We start from the raw sequence: 15,094 nt of genomic DNA, 5'->3' as shown, positions 1-15,094 counted from the left end.
GGCGCGAACAAACTGGATTATGTCGCCAATTACCGCGTCAGGTAGCCAAACGTGCCAAATTGTGACGTTTTGCACGGTGAAAGGACGCCCGGTGCGGCCGCGCGGAATCTCAACCGCGACTAAATGAGAAAAATTATCACCTTGACGCCCCCTTTTACCCCGATAAAATGCCCGGCTGCTTGCCATCCGGCTATCGCCGCAATGATCACGACAATGGACTGTAATGGAATCTCTCGGACAACTCGCCAAAGATCTTTACCGTGGGCGCATCTCGCGCAAACCCTTTGTTTTCTCGCTGGCGATCTTCGCCATTGGCATCGTGTTGCTGTCGTTTCTGTCGACCTACCTGGATAAAAACCATTTTCGCGCCCATGCGCACGGCGATACCGAGGAATTCGTCTCGGTATTGCTGTACCTGCTGTGCATTATGGTCTGGGCGCTGTTCTGTTTCGGCCTGGTGACGTGGTTTATGGCCAAAACCGCGTTTCGGCTCAACGATATCGGCCTGCCGGGTTGGGCGCTGGCCGTGGCGTGCTATGTTTGCTCGGTGCTCAACAACTACTCCCCCGGCCCGGTGGCGCGCTGGCTGCCGCTGTTCAGCCTGGCCGTCATGATCTGCGCCCTGCTGTTGCCGCCGGGCGGGCTGCGCCGCAAGCCGGACGGCAACGCTGACGACTAACGCAGCTGCACCACCTTGTTCGCTGCCGGTTCGGCCGCCGTCAGCCTGCCGCTGACCTGGCTGATGCCGCCGCCGCTGTTATGGGACACCACGGCGATCGGCAAATGCCGCAGCTGCCGGGTTAACTCCGGCGTGATATAGCCGATGTGGGTGTTCGGTTGCTGTTTCCGCCAGCGGCCGGCCGCCCTGCGGCGGGAGAAATACTGGTTGTATTTGGCCCAGGCGATCAACGTGACGGCATTGAACAACGCCACAATGATATACAGCGAGATCACCTCCAGCAGCGACAGGGCGGACCCCACCCCGTGCTGATCCATCACCGACATCAGGCCTCGGCTGAACAGATAAAGGAAGCCGCACCAGGCAAAAAGCGTCAACAGGCTGTCTACCACGCGCGGCAGCAGGCCGCGTTCGGAATAAATCAGGACGTCCGTCATTCTTTGATCCTCCCAATGCCCCGATCGGGGCTGATCCAGCGCGCACGCCCGCGCCGAGCTTTCAACATCACTTTGGAAAACGCCACCAGCGTGGTCAGCAGGCTGAGCAGCCAATACACCAGCGGATACCAGATAATCCAGAACAGCGAGCGGCCGAAGCCCTTCTCATAGCGCTTTTCCAGCAGCAGGCTGACGGTGAACTGCAGCAGGCACACCACGCCCAGCACCAGGCCGGTAAACGCCGGCGTCAGCAACGAATGAATGCGGATGCCCTCCGGCAGCGGCACCGCCAGCCCGACCAGGAAAATCAGCACGCTGACCAGGTAAGTGAACGCCCACAACGTAGAGAGGCAATACTCGGCGAACAGCAGCCACATATGCCGGTGCTCCCAGGCCCACAGGTTGCGCAGATTCTTTAAAAACACCTCGGCGCCGCCCTGCGCCCAGCGCAGGCGCTGCTTCCACAGTCCGCGCAGGGTCTCCGGCATCAGGATCCAGCACAGCGCCCGCGGTTCGAAGAAGATAGCCCAGTGCTTGAGCTGCAGCTTCCAGCTGATGTCGATGTCTTCGGTGATCATGTCCTGGCTCCAGTAGCCGACATCGGTAAGCGCTTGCTTACGAAACGCGGCCACCACGCCGGAGATGGTGAACAGGCGGCCATAGACGCGCTGCGTGCGCTTGATAAGGCCGATGATCGACGAAAACTCACCGACCTGGATGCGGCCGATCAGCGTGGAGCGCGTGCGGATGCGCGGGTTGCCGGTCACGGCGCCGACGTGCGGATTGGCCAACAGCGGCGCCACCAAATAGGCCGCCGCATCGCGATCCAGCAGCGCATCGCCGTCGATGCACACCAGAAACTCGCTGCGCGCCGCCGCCGCGCCTGCCTGCAGCGCGATCGCTTTGCCCTGATTTTGCGCCAGATGGATCACCCGCAGGCGGGGGAACTCCAGCGTCAACTGATCCAGCACCTCGGCGGTGTCATCGCTGGAACCGTCGTTGATGGCGATCACTTCGATATTTTCATAGCGCTGCGCCATCGCCGCCGAAATGGTTTCACGCGCGTTCAACCCTTCGTTGAAACAGGGGATCAGCACGCTGATCGACGGGTTGCCCGGCAGCACCGGCGCGGGCATGTCCGGGCTCCAGCGCCAGTGGCGCTCGCGGTGCAGCCAGAAATAGATGCCGCCGGCGATCCAGATACCGGACATGAACAGTGGCCAGAAAAACACGAAGTTGAGCAGCACTTCGCCGGTAAACAGCAGGACGATGCCGAAAGGCACGCTCAACACCAGGCACAGGATAAATAAGGCAATTAAACGATCGGTCATGGCAGTGGGAACCAGGCTGAGGACAACACCGGGCGAATGGCATCCAGCTTAGGCCGATCGTCGAGGAAGTTGTCGGGGTAATAACCAAAGCTCTGAGCGCCATTGCGCTGCAGGCGACGCATCCATTCGGCCAGCAGTTGACCGTCATCCAGGCTGATCCGGCGCTCCTTGCGCCAGTCGACGGCCTGCAACTCAAACACCGTTTTATCGAGCGCGCCGGGGTAAGCGGCCACTTTGCCCACCAGTTGATCCAGCCAGCGGCCGCTGTCGGCACGCGACACGTTTTCCATCAGCGGCATCGCCATCGGCGCTACCCAGTCGTAGGCCTGCAGGAAATCCGCCAGATTCTGGCCGAACCAGGCTTCGCTGGCGGGCTCGAGCACCGGCATCGCATAGATGTTGCGCGCGGTTTGCACCTGCGGGCCGCGGATCGCCCGCACCCGCTCGGTCAGCGACTGGGTAAACGCGATCAGCGCCCGGCTCTTGAAGCGCGTCCAGCGCACCATCTGCTGCGGATCCTGGCGTATCGCCGCCACCGAATCGGCGAAGCCGGCCTGGCGGTAGGCCGCAACGGCGTCGGGGCCGGCGTCCTCGAAGTCCGACAGCAGGGCATCGTCGTGGAACAGGATCCCTTTGAAGGTGGCGTGGGCCGCCAGATCCTCGTAGATCTCACCGATGCGCTGGCGCGCCACCGGGCTGAACGGCGACAGGCGGCGGTACTGCTTGTCGTCTACCGACAGCTGCCCGCTTTGCGGATCGAGGCGCTGTACGCGCGGCACGTCAGAGCCCAGTTCGAACGCCAGCACCGGCATCCAGGCATACACGGCCACGCCGGTGCGCGAAGAGAGCTGCCAGGAGACCCGGTTGAACAGGTCGGCCTTCATCGGCAGCCAGCGGTTGGGGAAATAGAGCTCGCGCACGTTGCCATCGCCTTTTGGATCGGCGAACGCCTGCAGGAAAACGGTATTGATGCGCAGGTCGTAGATGCGCTGGATCAGCTTGTCGAGGTTTTTGGCCTGCTGCTGCGGATCGGGATCGTAGAGGTAGTCGAGATCGACGTGCGCCACCCGCATGATCTGCCGGTTCTGTATCTGCGTCAGCTGCTGGGCGAAGCTCGTCAGCGACGGGTTACCGGCCACCAGCATGCGCGGCACGTTTTCAGGCGCGTTGACGTCTCCCAGCCCGTTCTCCAGCGTCAGCGCCATGCGGTAACCGTGCTTGCGCGCGATGTCCAGCGCCACGCCGCCGGCCGCGCCGTACGGCCAGACCCACACGCGCGGCGCCTTACCGGTGGCGGCGGTGATGCGCTGGGTGATCAACGCCACGTCCTTCTCGATGCGTTGGCGATATTCCGCCTCGCTTTCGTAGCGGCCCTGTTTGGCGTCGTACAGCCGATTGGCGACCGCCGGTTCGGTATTGCCCTGCGGGTTGGCGATGCCGCCGTAATGCGACGCGTAGGTGTGCGCGCCGATCTCCACCAGCCCGGAGTCCGACACCTCCCGCACCTGCTGCCAGGTGAGGAAGCGATCGCGCGGCGTCAGCAGGCCGCCGAAATCGACCGGCTTGCCGGCCGGCGCATCCAGCCAGACGCCGACCGGCGCCAGCACCGCCGGCCAGTTGTAGGCCTTCAGCAGCGGGAAGACCCGGCTGTAGAAGCTGCGGTAGCCGTCGTCGAAGGTCAGCAGCACCGCCTTGTTCGGCAACGCCGGGCCGCCGTTTTGCGCCTGCAGGATCTGCTCGACCGACACCGGCTGGTAGCCGTTTTGCTTCAGCCAGGCGAACTGTTCGTTGAGCGCGCTGGTGCGCACCGACATGTAGCGCTGGTCCGCCGCGCCGTCTTCCACGTCGTGATACGCCAGCACCGCGTAACGGTTGGCCGGCCAAGGGCGTTCCATCGGCCCCACGGGGCGCTCCGCCGGCGGCGTGAAGCGCGGCACGTCCGCCTGGCTGCAGGCGGTGGTCAGCAACGCGGCCAACACGAAAAGCGAGGATCGAATAAGCATGATTATTCCTTTAAAAACGATAATTCAGATCAAACGTCACGCCGATGTTCCGCTCGCGTTTGCCGTCGTACGGATGCTTCTCAAACTGCAGCATCGCGCCGGCGTCCAACACCCCGTTCCAGCTGATGCGCTGGCCGTAACCCAGCTGGGTGATCGGCTTGCGCGCATAGTCCCGCTGCCAATAGCTGCCGGCACCGGCCTGGAACTGCTGGCTCCACTCGGTCTGATAATGGCGATACAGGGTGTGATCGAGCGTTAACGACGGCAGCAGCGTGAAGTCGCGCTTCGGGTTGTAATACGGCACGTTCTCCTGGCTGTTACGGCTGCCGGACAGCGTCAGGTTCATGTCCAGCCGATAGCGGGCGCCGGCGAGCAGCCGTTGCCGCCCTTCCAGGCCGTATTCCAGCCGGTTGTTGCCGTCCGAGAAGTGCGAAGGCGCCACGCTGGCGCGCAGCTCGCGGCTTTCGTTCTGCTGCCAACGCAGCCACAGGTTGCCGCCGTTGGCGCTGATGCCGTTGGTCAACGCACGCAGCGGCGTCTCGGCCGACAGGCGCGCCACCGAACCGCCGAGGCGCCATTGATCATTCAGGTCATACCAGGATGAGAGGCGCAGGCCGAGCTCATTGCCGTGGCCGTAGTTGCGGTTGGCCACCTCGGCCTCCAGCCACAGATCGCGCGAGCGCCACTCGGCGCCGGCGCTGAGATCGCGGTTGATGCCCTTGCCCTCGTCGAACTGGCCGGTGTTGAATCCCCAGCCGGTGAACAGCCGCCAGTTGTCGTCGATCGGCGGTGAATAGAGCGCGGCGTGAATGCCAAAATCGTGGCTGCCGCTGACCGGCCCGTCGGAATCGATGCCCTGATTGCCGCTGATACGCAGTTCAGACATGTGGTGAATGCGTCGCGAACGTTCAAGCTGCTGAGCGGCGACGCTTTCCGGCGCGCGCTGAATGACATCGTCGGCCAGCAAATCCAGCTGGCGCCACTCCTGCAACTCCTGCGCGACATAGCCCTGCTGGATCTCCAACGGCAGGCTGCGCGGCTCCAGCCCTTCCACCTGCTTGAGCTCATCCTCGGCGCGACGCGGCCAGCCGCGCGCCAAATAAACGCTGGCCAAGGAGATGCGCAGACCCTGATTGCCCGGCGCCGTGCGCGCCAGATGGGTCAGCTGCCGTTCGGCCTCGGCCAGATCGCGTTGATAAACCCGCGACTGCGCCAGCAGCGATTGGCCGACCAGCCAGTCATCGTTGTAGGCCAGCGTCGGCAGCTGGTACAGGCGGGTCGCGTAGGGATAGCGCTGGCTGACGCGCTGCGCCAGCAACGCCGCCTGATCGATGCGTTCGTTCTCCGCCTGCGCGTAAAACAGATCGGTTTCGTCTTCGGCGGTCACCGCCTGCGGTGCGGCGGCGTTCAGGCGGCCGAAAATGGCCTGCGCCTTGTCCGGCTGCTGCAGATAGAGGTAGGCGGACGCCGCCCAGCGCTGGGCATAATCCGGCACCGTGCGCCCTTCCGCCTGCAGGGTTTGATACTCGCTCACCACGTCGGCCATTCGATAACGCGCCAGCAGCGCACCCAGGCGATCGATACGCGCCTGTTGGTAGCTGTCCTGCGCCTCCGGCAGCGGCCGCCACTGCGTCAGCAGTTGGTCATAGCGCGCCAGCGCGCGGTCGGCGATGACGAAACGTTCCTGTTCGCCGCGAGCATCGATAAACGACAGCCGCACCAGTTCGGCGGCCTCATCCGCCTGCAGGCGGCGCTGCTGCGCGGGCGGCAATGCCAGCCCCTGGCTTTCACGCAGCGCCGGATCCGCAACCCGATTTGCCGCCAGCAGCGTCACGTAATAAGCCTGAATTCCGGTGTCGGACGGCGCCAGCGCACGGGCATGGGTGGCGTTTTCCAGCGCCGCCCAGCTGCGGCCGGCGGCCTGGTCCACATAGGCGCGCGTCAGATACCACGTCGCCGGCTCCAGCAGCTTCTCCGCTTTTGCCGCTTCCGTTTGCGCCTGCACATCCTGCCCGGCATCTGCCAGCGTCATCACATAGCCGCGCTGCAGACCGCCGTCGGCGGGAGCGAGCTGCAACGCCGCACGCCACAGGCGCAGCGATGGTTGCCACTGCTTCAGGTTGCGATAGGCGCGGGCCGCCGTCGCCAAACTGGCGCTATCCCGCTGCAGCGCAGCGCCGTCGGCACGCCAAAGCGCGACCACCTCTTCATCGTGGCCGGCCCAGCCGGCCACCTGGATATAATCGGCTCGCTGCTGCAGGCTCAACCCCTCCTGAGCGCGCCGCTGCGATAAATACGCCAGCACCGGCGCGGTATCACCCGACCTGGCCTGACGGATCAGCGCGTCATAGCGTTCATCCGCCAGCGCGGCGGCCGGCAGGGATAAACCGATAAACAGCAATGACGCCGCATATTTGGTGGCGTGGCGTTCGGTAAAGCGTAATGAACGCGAGTTAACTTTAGGCACGAGGTATTCCTTTAATCCGTGAGCTGCTGTCCTGGCAAAGTGGAAATGCGAGCAGGCACCCGAAAAATCGGCTAAGGCCGTCGGGTAATAAGCATGGAGTAATGAATATTTCTGTCTGACGCACGCTTAAATAGAATCGAATGCGCCTTTGCCTAAAAAGAGTATTTTATAAATCTGCCGATGAATACCGCAGCCAGGTGATATCTGAATGAAAATGGAATTTCACAATTGTTAAAAAGTGAAATAATAAAAATTAAAGCCATAAAAATCATAAATATACATTTTTATCATGATCAATATTCTTATCTTCATCCCTTCGTGTGAAATTGTATAAAAACCGACGTGATATTTGATTTCAATTCTCATTATCAATCATTAATGGGGATGTTAATCCAAGCACCTAATTAAATAATCTTTCTTTCCGTAAAAAATAATAAGAATATTGCTAACAAGAAAATTAAATTTGCCTGCTAATAATTATTACTTTCAATTTAAATTCCCCACGGCGACGTTCATGCTGGCTATCTCCCGGGCATGCCGTCACAATAGCGCCTCATTCAGGCTTCAATCAGGGATTGCCATGTACAGCCACTACCCCGCCCATTACACCTTCGATAGCGACAGCGACGCCTGGCAGATCGGTTTCCACGACTTCCCCGAGTGGCAATCGGCCTGCTATAAACGCGAAGACGTCGAGCTGGAAGCGCAGGAAAGCCTGCTGGCCGCCATCGCCGCCGCGATGGACGAAGGGCTGCCCCTGCCTGCTCCTTCCCCGCTGCAAACCGATGACTTGAGGGTACACCTGTCGGTGCTGGTGGCGCTGAAGATCGAACTGCACAACGCCATGCTGCGCAAAAACACCGGCAAAGCGGAGCTGGCACGCAAGCTGGGATTCAACAGCGGGCAAATGGAGCGGTTGCTGGATCTCGGCTACGCCTCGAAGGTTGAGGCGTTGGAGCAGGCGCTGTATCTGCTGGGCTACGAAGTGCGCGTGACAATAAGCGGAGTTTGCCAATAAGTTAGCGGCAGGTAAGCGAAATATTATCCGATGGGGCTAAATTTTCCCCATTGTGCGCCGATATGATCGTTACCTAATCACTTGTCGCAACAACGAAGGCTAAAAATGGAGTGGAGTCGCCGTCATATTTGGGCCGTTATTCTGCTGTCTTGTCTCGTTTTTTGGGCCATTTTGGTGACCGGCATCAACGCCGTCGCTTGAGCGCCTGCCACCGCATTGCAATACCCCGATTTTAAAACCCGCAGCGGCAGGCTACTTCCTGTCGCTTGCCCATAAAAAGCGTTATAAAACAGTCCACGCTGTGCAAAAAACAGCCGAAAATTGTGATCAAAAACACAGTATTGAAATCAGACCAGTATTGAGAGTACATTAGCGCCGATCCTGTCGCGGTTCGGATTTTACCTCACGGAGCATGAGGCGCGACAACCGGACAACCCGTACGTGGGGCCGTTGTTCTTTCGCTTGGAAGAACCCACCCGACAGGCAGGTTGCCCATAAAATACTCAGCACAACAATCGGGATCATTGCTGGCGAGGACTCCAGACAGGAGTTGTTCAGTGAAATATTTTTTGATGGGCGTGTCATTCATGCTGGTTGCCTGGGTTGGCACCTTCATGTTGATGGTTGCCTGACAGCAGCCAGACCAGGAACACAGCCAAAGGGACGCGCAAGCGTCCCTTTGTCGTTTCGGCTTGCGATCATTTGCCCGGCATCATGCGGCGCAGGGTGTCGTCTTTGCGCAGGTAGTGATGATACAGCGCCGCCAGCGCATGTGCGCCAATGATAAAGTAGCCGATGTTTGCCAGCGTCTCATGAACCGTTTTGACCAGCTTGCGCATCACCGGATCCGGCATCACCCACTGCGGCACCGGCCAGCCCAGCAAAGACCACGATTTCCCGCCGTAGGCCAGGGTTAACATGCCCAGCAGCGGCAACATCAGGAAAACCACATACAGCAGCCAATGGAAGATCTTGGCACCAACCTCCTGCCATTCTTCCAGCGGTGGCGTGGTCGGCGGCGGCGTGTGGAAAGAACGCACCGCCAACCGAATCAGCATCAGGGCAAAGACCGAAGCCCCAAAATTAAAGTGCAGATTTTTGACCATCGGCACCCACGCCTCCGGCACTGAATCTTTCAGCAACATCGCCGCATAGGTGAGGATCACCATCAGCAGCGTCAGCCAATGTAAAACGATTTGCGATCGCGCGTAGCGGTTGCTCATACACTCTATCCAAAAAATAAAATTCAGCGTAGATGAGCATAATGGGGAAATGATGAAGAAAACCTTGGGACGGAAAAAATAAGGCCGGGCGAACGCCCGGCCTGACAGCATTATTTGGCGCTGCCGGCCTTGCCCGGCTTCAGCAACCCGTCCGCGCGGAACATCGCCTTGATACCGCGCACCGCCTGGCGGATACGGTCCTGATTCTCGATCAGCGCGAAGCGCACGTGGGTATCGCCGTAGTCGCCGAAGCCGATGCCCGGCGAGACGCAGACCTTGGCCTCTGCCAGCAGGCGTTTGGCGAACTCCAGCGAACCGAGGTGGGCATAAGGCTCGGGAATTTTCGCCCACACGTACATCGACGCCTTCGGACTTTCCACCATCCAGCCGGCCTCGTGCAGCCCCTTCACCAACACGTTGCGGCGCTGCCGATACTGCTCGGCGATATCGCGCACGCACTGCTGATCGCCTTCCAGCGCGGCGATGGCCGCCACCTGCAGCGGCGTAAAGGTGCCGTAATCGTGATAACTCTTGATGCGCGCCAGCGCGCTGACCAGTTCAGGGTTACCGACCATGAAACCGATGCGCCAGCCGGCCATGTTGTAGCTTTTCGACAGGGTGAAGAACTCCACCGCAATGTCTTTCGCCCCCGGCACCTGCATGATCGACGGCGCTTTCCAGCCGTCATAGACGATATCGGCATAGGCCAGATCGTGGATCACCAGCACGTTGTACTGCTTGGCCAGCGCCACCACTCGCTCGAAGAAATCCAGCTCCACGCACTGTGCGGTCGGGTTGGACGGGAAGCCGAGGATCATCATTTTCGGACGCGGGATGGTTTCCCGAATGGCGCGCTCCAGCTCACCGAAGAAATCCACGCCGTCCACCAGCGGCACCGAACGCACCTGGGCGCCGGCGATCACCGCGCCGTAAATGTGGATCGGGTAGCTGGGGTTCGGCACCAGCACGGTATCGCCGTGATCGAGGGTCGCCAGCATCAGATGCGCCAGCCCCTCTTTCGAACCGATGGTGACGATGGCTTCGCTTTCCGGATCGATATCCACCTGATAACGATCGGCATACCAGCGCGAAATGGCGCGGCGCAGGCGCGGAATGCCGCGCGAGGTGGAATAACCGTGGGTGTCGTCGCGCTGGGCGACGGCACACAGTTTTTCCACGATGTGCGGCGGCGTCGGGCCGTCGGGGTTACCCATGCTGAAGTCGATAATATCCTCGCCGCGACGGCGTGCGGCCATCTTCAGTTCGGCGGTGATGTTGAATACGTAAGGGGGAAGGCGTTCAATGCGCGTGAAACGGCGCTGTGGACTGTTATCAGCCATAGGGGATTCCTCGATAGACGTTAGCGCCCGGACCGTCCGAGCGACGCAGGCCAGCGAACTGACCGAATATCGAACATAGCGCAGCGCCGACGAGCTTGTCGATACCCGGCGCGATATTTTTATTTGCCGCCCTGAAACTCCGCCGCCAGCAGCCCGAACAGCCAGTCGTCGCACCACTGCCCCGCCAGACGGTAGTTGTCGCGCAGCGTGCCTTCCAGCTGAAAGCCGCACGATTCCAGCAGGCCGCGCGAAGCGAGGTTGCCCGCGGTCACGGTGGCGGTCAGCTTGTGAAAGCCGCAGGCGTTCACCGCAAAATCCAGCACCGCCCGCAGCGACTCCTTGCCATACCCCTTGCCCTGCCCGGCAGGCAAACTCCCGTATCCCACTTCCGCCTGCCGATACGGCACCCACTGCGGGCGAAAACCGGTAATGCCCACCGCCTCTGCGCTGTGCTTCTCACGCATCACCAGGCACAGCCACTGCTCGCCGTGTTTGTCCCAGGCCGGCAGCCGCTCCTCGAACCGGGCGCGGATCTCCGCTTCGCTGCGCGGATCTGAGATGTAACGGATCACCTCGGGATCTTGGTACAGGCGCAAAAACAGCGGCCAATCCTCGGCGGTTATCGACTGCAAGCTCAGACGTTCAGTGACCAGCTTCATATAATCTCCGAAAAACGAAAAAGAGGAACTTACGAATGAAAGATATTTCTTTATTTTCCCCGATGGGTTGCCGATAATCATTCACGTTAAAACCACAAAACCATAACGTCTTGCCCGATTCCCTACAACCGCTCGCCGCAGTCACTCATGCGGCACGAGGAGAACACCATGGCCTCTTTAGTCATCGACGATATTCCGCAAACGATCGTTAACGTCAAACGCCAGCTGCGCCAGGCATTGCCGAACTACCGCGACGTGTTTCTGGCGCTGGAAGAGAACATCCGCGGCCAGGTCGAACAGATCCGCCGCGAGCTGGCCGCCGGCCACAATCCGGTGCCGCAGATCGACGCGGAAGATATCCTGCAGCAGCGCGTCAGCGAGCAGCAGATAGCGCTGATCAAACAGCGCGGCGCCTGCGCCATTCGCGGCGTGTTTCCCCGCGCCAAGGCCGAGGGCTGGAACCGGGAAATCGGCGACTACCTTGAGCGCAACAACTTCGTCGAGCGGTTGAAAAACGCCGCCGAAGACAACTATTTCGGCAAGCTGGCCGCCAGCAAACCGCAGATCTACGGCATCTATTGGTCGCAACCGCAGGTCGAGGCGCGGCAGGATGCGCGCATGCATGCGGTGCAGGTGTTCCTCAACAGCCTGTGGGCCACCGAGAGCAACGGCAAACAGCATTTCGATCCGACCCGCGTCGCCACTTACGCCGATCGCACCCGCCGCCGCCCGCCGAACTCCTCGTCGCTGGGCCTGTCGCCGCACGTCGACAGCGGCACCATCGAGCGCTGGCTGGACGAAAACTTCCGCTATGTGTATCGCCACGTTTTCTCCGGCGACTGGCAGCAGTACGATCCCTTCGCCGCCGACGGCCGCACCGAGGTGCGCGAGATAGCCTCCCCGGCGGTCTGCTCGATGTTCCGTACCTTCCAGGGCTGGACGGCGCTGACGCCGCAGCGCACCAACGCCGGCACGCTGAACCTGGTGCCGATCGCCAACGCCATGGCCTATGTGCTGCTGCGCGCGCTGCAGGACGACGTCGCCGACGACGATCTGTGCGATGCGGCGCCGGGCCGCGCGCTGTCGATCTCGGAAAAGTGGCATCCCCTTTTATTAAGTGGGATTTCCCCTATTCCCGATCTGGAGCCGGGCGACACGGTCTTTTGGCACTGCGACGTGATCCACGCGGTGGAGAACGAGCATAACGGCGAATTCGACAGCAACGTGATGTACATCGCCGCCGCGCCGGGCTGCGAGAAAAACGACGCCTATCTGCAGCGCCAGCTGCCGAGCTTTATCGACGGCAGAACGCCGCCGGACTTCGCCCCCGACGATTTCGAGGTGGATTTCGACGGCCGCGCCACCGCCGACCTGCTGACGCCGCTGGGCAAAACGCAGCTCGGCATGGGCTGATCCCCCCGCCCGTGGCGCGCGCCACGGGCCCCTTTCGCTGTGGTATACTGCCGCCATCCGTAGGCCGCAGCGAGAACCCGTCGTGCACCCTTTTTTTGAAATGCTGTTGGCGGTGTTTGATCGCGCCGCGCTGATGTTGATCTGTCTGTTTTTCCTGACCCGCACCCGGCTGTTCCGCCAACTGCTGCAAAAAGAAGACCATACGCCGCTCGAGCTCGGCATCGTCACGGCGATCTTCTCGCTGTTCGCGCTGTTCAGCACCTACTCCGGCATCAACGTCGAAGGATCGCTGGTCAACGTGCGCGTCATCGCCATTATGGCCGGCGGCATCCTGTTCGGCCCCTGGGTGGGGATCGTCACCGGCATCGTCGCCGGGGTACACCGCTATCTGATCGATATCGGCGGCATCACGTCGGTGCCTTGTCTTATCACCAGCATCATCGCCGGCATCAGCGCCGGCTACATCAACCTCAAGGTGAAAAAAGAGCAGCGCTGGCGCGCTGGCATCGTCGGCGGCATGCTGTGCGAATCCCTCACCATGCTGCTAATCGTGCTGTGGGCCAAGCCGACCGAGCTTGGGTTGGACATCGTGTCGCAGATTGCCCTGCCGATGATCCTCGGCACGGTGTGCATCGGCCTGATCGTGCTGCTGGTGCAGAGCGTCGAGGATGAAAAAGAGGTGATCGCCGCGCGCCAGGCCAAGCTGGCGCTGGATATCGCCCACAAGACGCTGCCCTATTTCCGCAACATCAACAGCGAATCGCTGGCCACCATCTGCGATATCATCCGCCAGGACATCCGCGCCGATGCGGTAGCGATCACCGATACCCATCAGGTGCTGGCCTACGTCGGCGTAGGGCGCGAAGCCTACCCGATCGGCCGCGAAGGGCTGAGCCGCGTCACCCGCGAAAGCATTCGCCACGGCAAGATCATCATCAAGAACAACCTGGAAAACCCGGCGGCGCCGCAGATCCATTCGCAGCTGGTGGTGCCGCTGTGGGAAAAAGGCGAAGTGACCGGCGCGTTGAAAATCTACTACTGCCACGCTCACCAGATCACCAACACGCTGAAGGTGATGGCGGTAGGGCTGTCGCAAATCATCTCCACGCAGATGGAAGTGTCCCGCATCGAGCACCTGCGCCAGATGGCGGACAAGGCCGAAATGCGTGCGCTGCAGAGCAAGATTAACCCGCACTTCCTGTTCAACGCGCTGAACGCCATCTCTTCCTCTATCCGCCTGAATCCGGACACCGCGCGCCAACTGATCATTAACCTGTCGCGCTACCTGCGCTACAACCTGGAGCTGAACGACGAACTGATCGATATCCGCAAGGAGCTGCATCAGATTCAGGACTATATCGCCATCGAACAGGCGCGCTTCGGCGCCAAGCTGACGGTGATTTACGACATCGACGACGACGTCTCGGTGCGCATTCCGAGCCTGCTGATCCAGCCGCTGGTGGAGAACGCCATCGTGCACGGCATCCAGCCCTGCAAGGGTAAAGGGGTGGTGGTGATCGCGGTGAAAGATCAAGGCGATCGGGTGAAGATTTCGGTGAAGGATACCGGCCACGGCATCAATCAGGAAACCATCGATCGGGTGGCGCGCAACGAGATGCCGGGCCACAATATTGGCCTGCTCAACGTGCACCACCGCGTGTCGCTGCTGTACGGTGAAGGGCTGCATATTCGCCGCCTGGAGCCAGGCACCGAAATCGCGTTCTACATCAGCAAAAACGGCGGCAAGCTGCATCAGGAAGCGAGCGCGCCGCCGGTCGGGGAGGCCTCATGAAAGCCATCATCGTGGAAGACGAATTCCTCGCGCAGGAAGAACTCAGCTACCTGATCAAAAAACACAGCAATATCGATATCGTCGCCAGCTTCGAGGACGGCCTCGACGTCCTGAAATACCTGCAAACCCACCAGGTCGACGCCATTTTCCTCGACATCAACATCCCCTCGCTGGACGGCGTGCTGCTGGCGCAAAACATCAGCAAGTTCGCGCATCGCCCGTCGATCGTGTTCATCACCGCCTATAAAGAGCACGCGGTGGAAGCGTTCGAGATCGAGGCGTTCGACTACATCCTCAAGCCCTATCACGAGGCGCGCATCGTCACCATGCTGCAAAAACTGGAGGCGCTGCATCAGCGCCCCGCCGGTGGGGCGGAACCGACCAGCGCGCCGAGCCGCGGCAGCCACAGCATCAACCTGATCAAAGACGAGCGGATCATCGTTACCGACATCAACGACATCTACTACGCCGCCGCCGATGAAAAGGTGACGCGGGTCTATACCCGCCGGGAAGAGTTCGTGATGCCGATGAACATCACCGAGTTTTACGGCCGGCTGCCGGAAGCGCATTTCTTCCGCTGCCACCGCTCTTACTGCGTTAACCTGGCGAAGATCCGCGAGATCGTGCCCTGGTTCAACAATACCTACATTCTGCGGCTGAGCGATCTTGAGTTTGAAGTGCCGGTCAGCCGCAGCAAGGTGAAAGAGTTTCGCCAGCTGATGCGCCTGTAAG

At 60.8% G+C, this 15,094-nt stretch carries 13 protein-coding genes; 6 read left to right on the top strand and 7 right to left on the bottom strand.

The window, feature by feature from the left end:
• The first annotated feature begins 223 nt into the window (after nucleotides 1-223).
• On the top strand, nucleotides 224-679 hold the full coding sequence (locus ACUXAC_RS01430) for a DUF805 domain-containing protein (protein ID WP_060419938.1): 456 nt from the start codon (nucleotides 224-226) through the stop codon (nucleotides 677-679).
• Here the strand turns inward: ACUXAC_RS01430 and pgaD are convergent.
• Genes pgaD through pgaA form a run of 4 tightly spaced genes read right to left on the bottom strand, consistent with a single transcriptional unit; the run spans nucleotide 676 to nucleotide 6,917 of the window.
• Nucleotides 676-1,116 (bottom strand): poly-beta-1,6-N-acetyl-D-glucosamine biosynthesis protein PgaD, encoded by a 441-nt coding sequence (pgaD, locus tag ACUXAC_RS01425; protein WP_060419934.1) that lies wholly within the window; start codon nucleotides 1,114-1,116, stop codon nucleotides 676-678. The two genes, ACUXAC_RS01430 and pgaD, sit on opposite strands and share 4 nt — an antisense overlap.
• Nucleotides 1,113-2,447 (bottom strand): poly-beta-1,6-N-acetyl-D-glucosamine synthase, encoded by a 1,335-nt coding sequence (gene pgaC / locus ACUXAC_RS01420; protein ID WP_038876552.1) that lies wholly within the window; start codon nucleotides 2,445-2,447, stop codon nucleotides 1,113-1,115. Before pgaC ends, pgaD begins: the two co-directional genes overlap by 4 nt.
• The gene (gene pgaB, locus ACUXAC_RS01415) at nucleotides 2,444-4,450 is read right to left on the bottom strand and encodes a poly-beta-1,6-N-acetyl-D-glucosamine N-deacetylase PgaB (protein ID WP_421115223.1); all 2,007 of its coding nucleotides are present in this window, start codon (nucleotides 4,448-4,450) and stop codon (nucleotides 2,444-2,446) included. Before pgaB ends, pgaC begins: the two co-directional genes overlap by 4 nt.
• Nucleotides 4,451-4,460: 10 nt before the next feature.
• Entirely contained in the window at nucleotides 4,461-6,917 is a 2,457-nt protein-coding gene (pgaA, locus tag ACUXAC_RS01410) for a poly-beta-1,6 N-acetyl-D-glucosamine export porin PgaA (RefSeq protein WP_072270996.1), read from the bottom strand.
• Nucleotides 6,918-7,497: 580 nt separating this feature from the next.
• Here pgaA and ACUXAC_RS01405 point away from each other — a divergent pair.
• Both ACUXAC_RS01405 and ypdK read left to right on the top strand, forming a co-directional pair.
• Entirely contained in the window at nucleotides 7,498-7,935 is a 438-nt protein-coding gene (locus ACUXAC_RS01405; RefSeq protein WP_343181823.1) for a type II toxin-antitoxin system HicB family antitoxin, read from the top strand.
• 557 nt (nucleotides 7,936-8,492) lie between these two features.
• A complete protein-coding gene (ypdK, locus tag ACUXAC_RS01400) occupies nucleotides 8,493-8,567 on the top strand; it encodes a membrane protein YpdK (RefSeq protein ID WP_099782600.1) in 75 nt (24 codons plus the stop codon).
• Between the two features lie 66 nt (nucleotides 8,568-8,633).
• Here ypdK and ACUXAC_RS01395 read toward each other — a convergent pair whose 3' ends face one another.
• The 3 genes from ACUXAC_RS01395 to ACUXAC_RS01385 form a co-directional block, all read right to left on the bottom strand.
• Nucleotides 8,634-9,158 (bottom strand): cytochrome b, encoded by a 525-nt coding sequence (locus tag ACUXAC_RS01395; protein ID WP_060419922.1) that lies wholly within the window; start codon nucleotides 9,156-9,158, stop codon nucleotides 8,634-8,636.
• A 110-nt stretch (nucleotides 9,159-9,268) separates the two neighbouring features.
• A complete protein-coding gene (gene alaC, locus ACUXAC_RS01390) occupies nucleotides 9,269-10,498 on the bottom strand; it encodes an alanine transaminase (protein WP_421115221.1) in 1,230 nt (409 codons plus the stop codon).
• A gap of 119 nt (nucleotides 10,499-10,617) precedes the next feature.
• Complete coding sequence (locus tag ACUXAC_RS01385) at nucleotides 10,618-11,157, bottom strand: GNAT family N-acetyltransferase (protein ID WP_060419919.1); 540 nt, start codon at nucleotides 11,155-11,157, stop codon at nucleotides 10,618-10,620.
• A 168-nt stretch (nucleotides 11,158-11,325) separates the two neighbouring features.
• Between ACUXAC_RS01385 and ACUXAC_RS01380 the strand changes: the two genes are divergently transcribed.
• From ACUXAC_RS01380 to ACUXAC_RS01370, 3 genes are all read left to right on the top strand, one after another.
• The gene (locus ACUXAC_RS01380) at nucleotides 11,326-12,570 is read left to right on the top strand and encodes a DUF1479 domain-containing protein (protein WP_164268545.1); all 1,245 of its coding nucleotides are present in this window, start codon (nucleotides 11,326-11,328) and stop codon (nucleotides 12,568-12,570) included.
• A 100-nt stretch (nucleotides 12,571-12,670) separates the two neighbouring features.
• The gene (locus ACUXAC_RS01375) at nucleotides 12,671-14,362 is read left to right on the top strand and encodes a sensor histidine kinase (protein WP_060419914.1); all 1,692 of its coding nucleotides are present in this window, start codon (nucleotides 12,671-12,673) and stop codon (nucleotides 14,360-14,362) included.
• Nucleotides 14,359-15,093, top strand: a complete 735-nt coding sequence (locus ACUXAC_RS01370; protein WP_060419911.1) for a LytR/AlgR family response regulator transcription factor — start codon at nucleotides 14,359-14,361, stop codon at nucleotides 15,091-15,093. The genes ACUXAC_RS01375 and ACUXAC_RS01370 overlap by 4 nt, the downstream gene beginning before the upstream one ends.
• Nucleotide 15,094: the final 1 nt, after the last annotated feature.

The organism is Serratia sp. 121840015-1 (assembly GCF_053627655.1).
The sequence above is the reverse complement of the archived record's forward strand: the minus strand, read 5'-3'. Positions and strand labels throughout refer to the sequence as shown.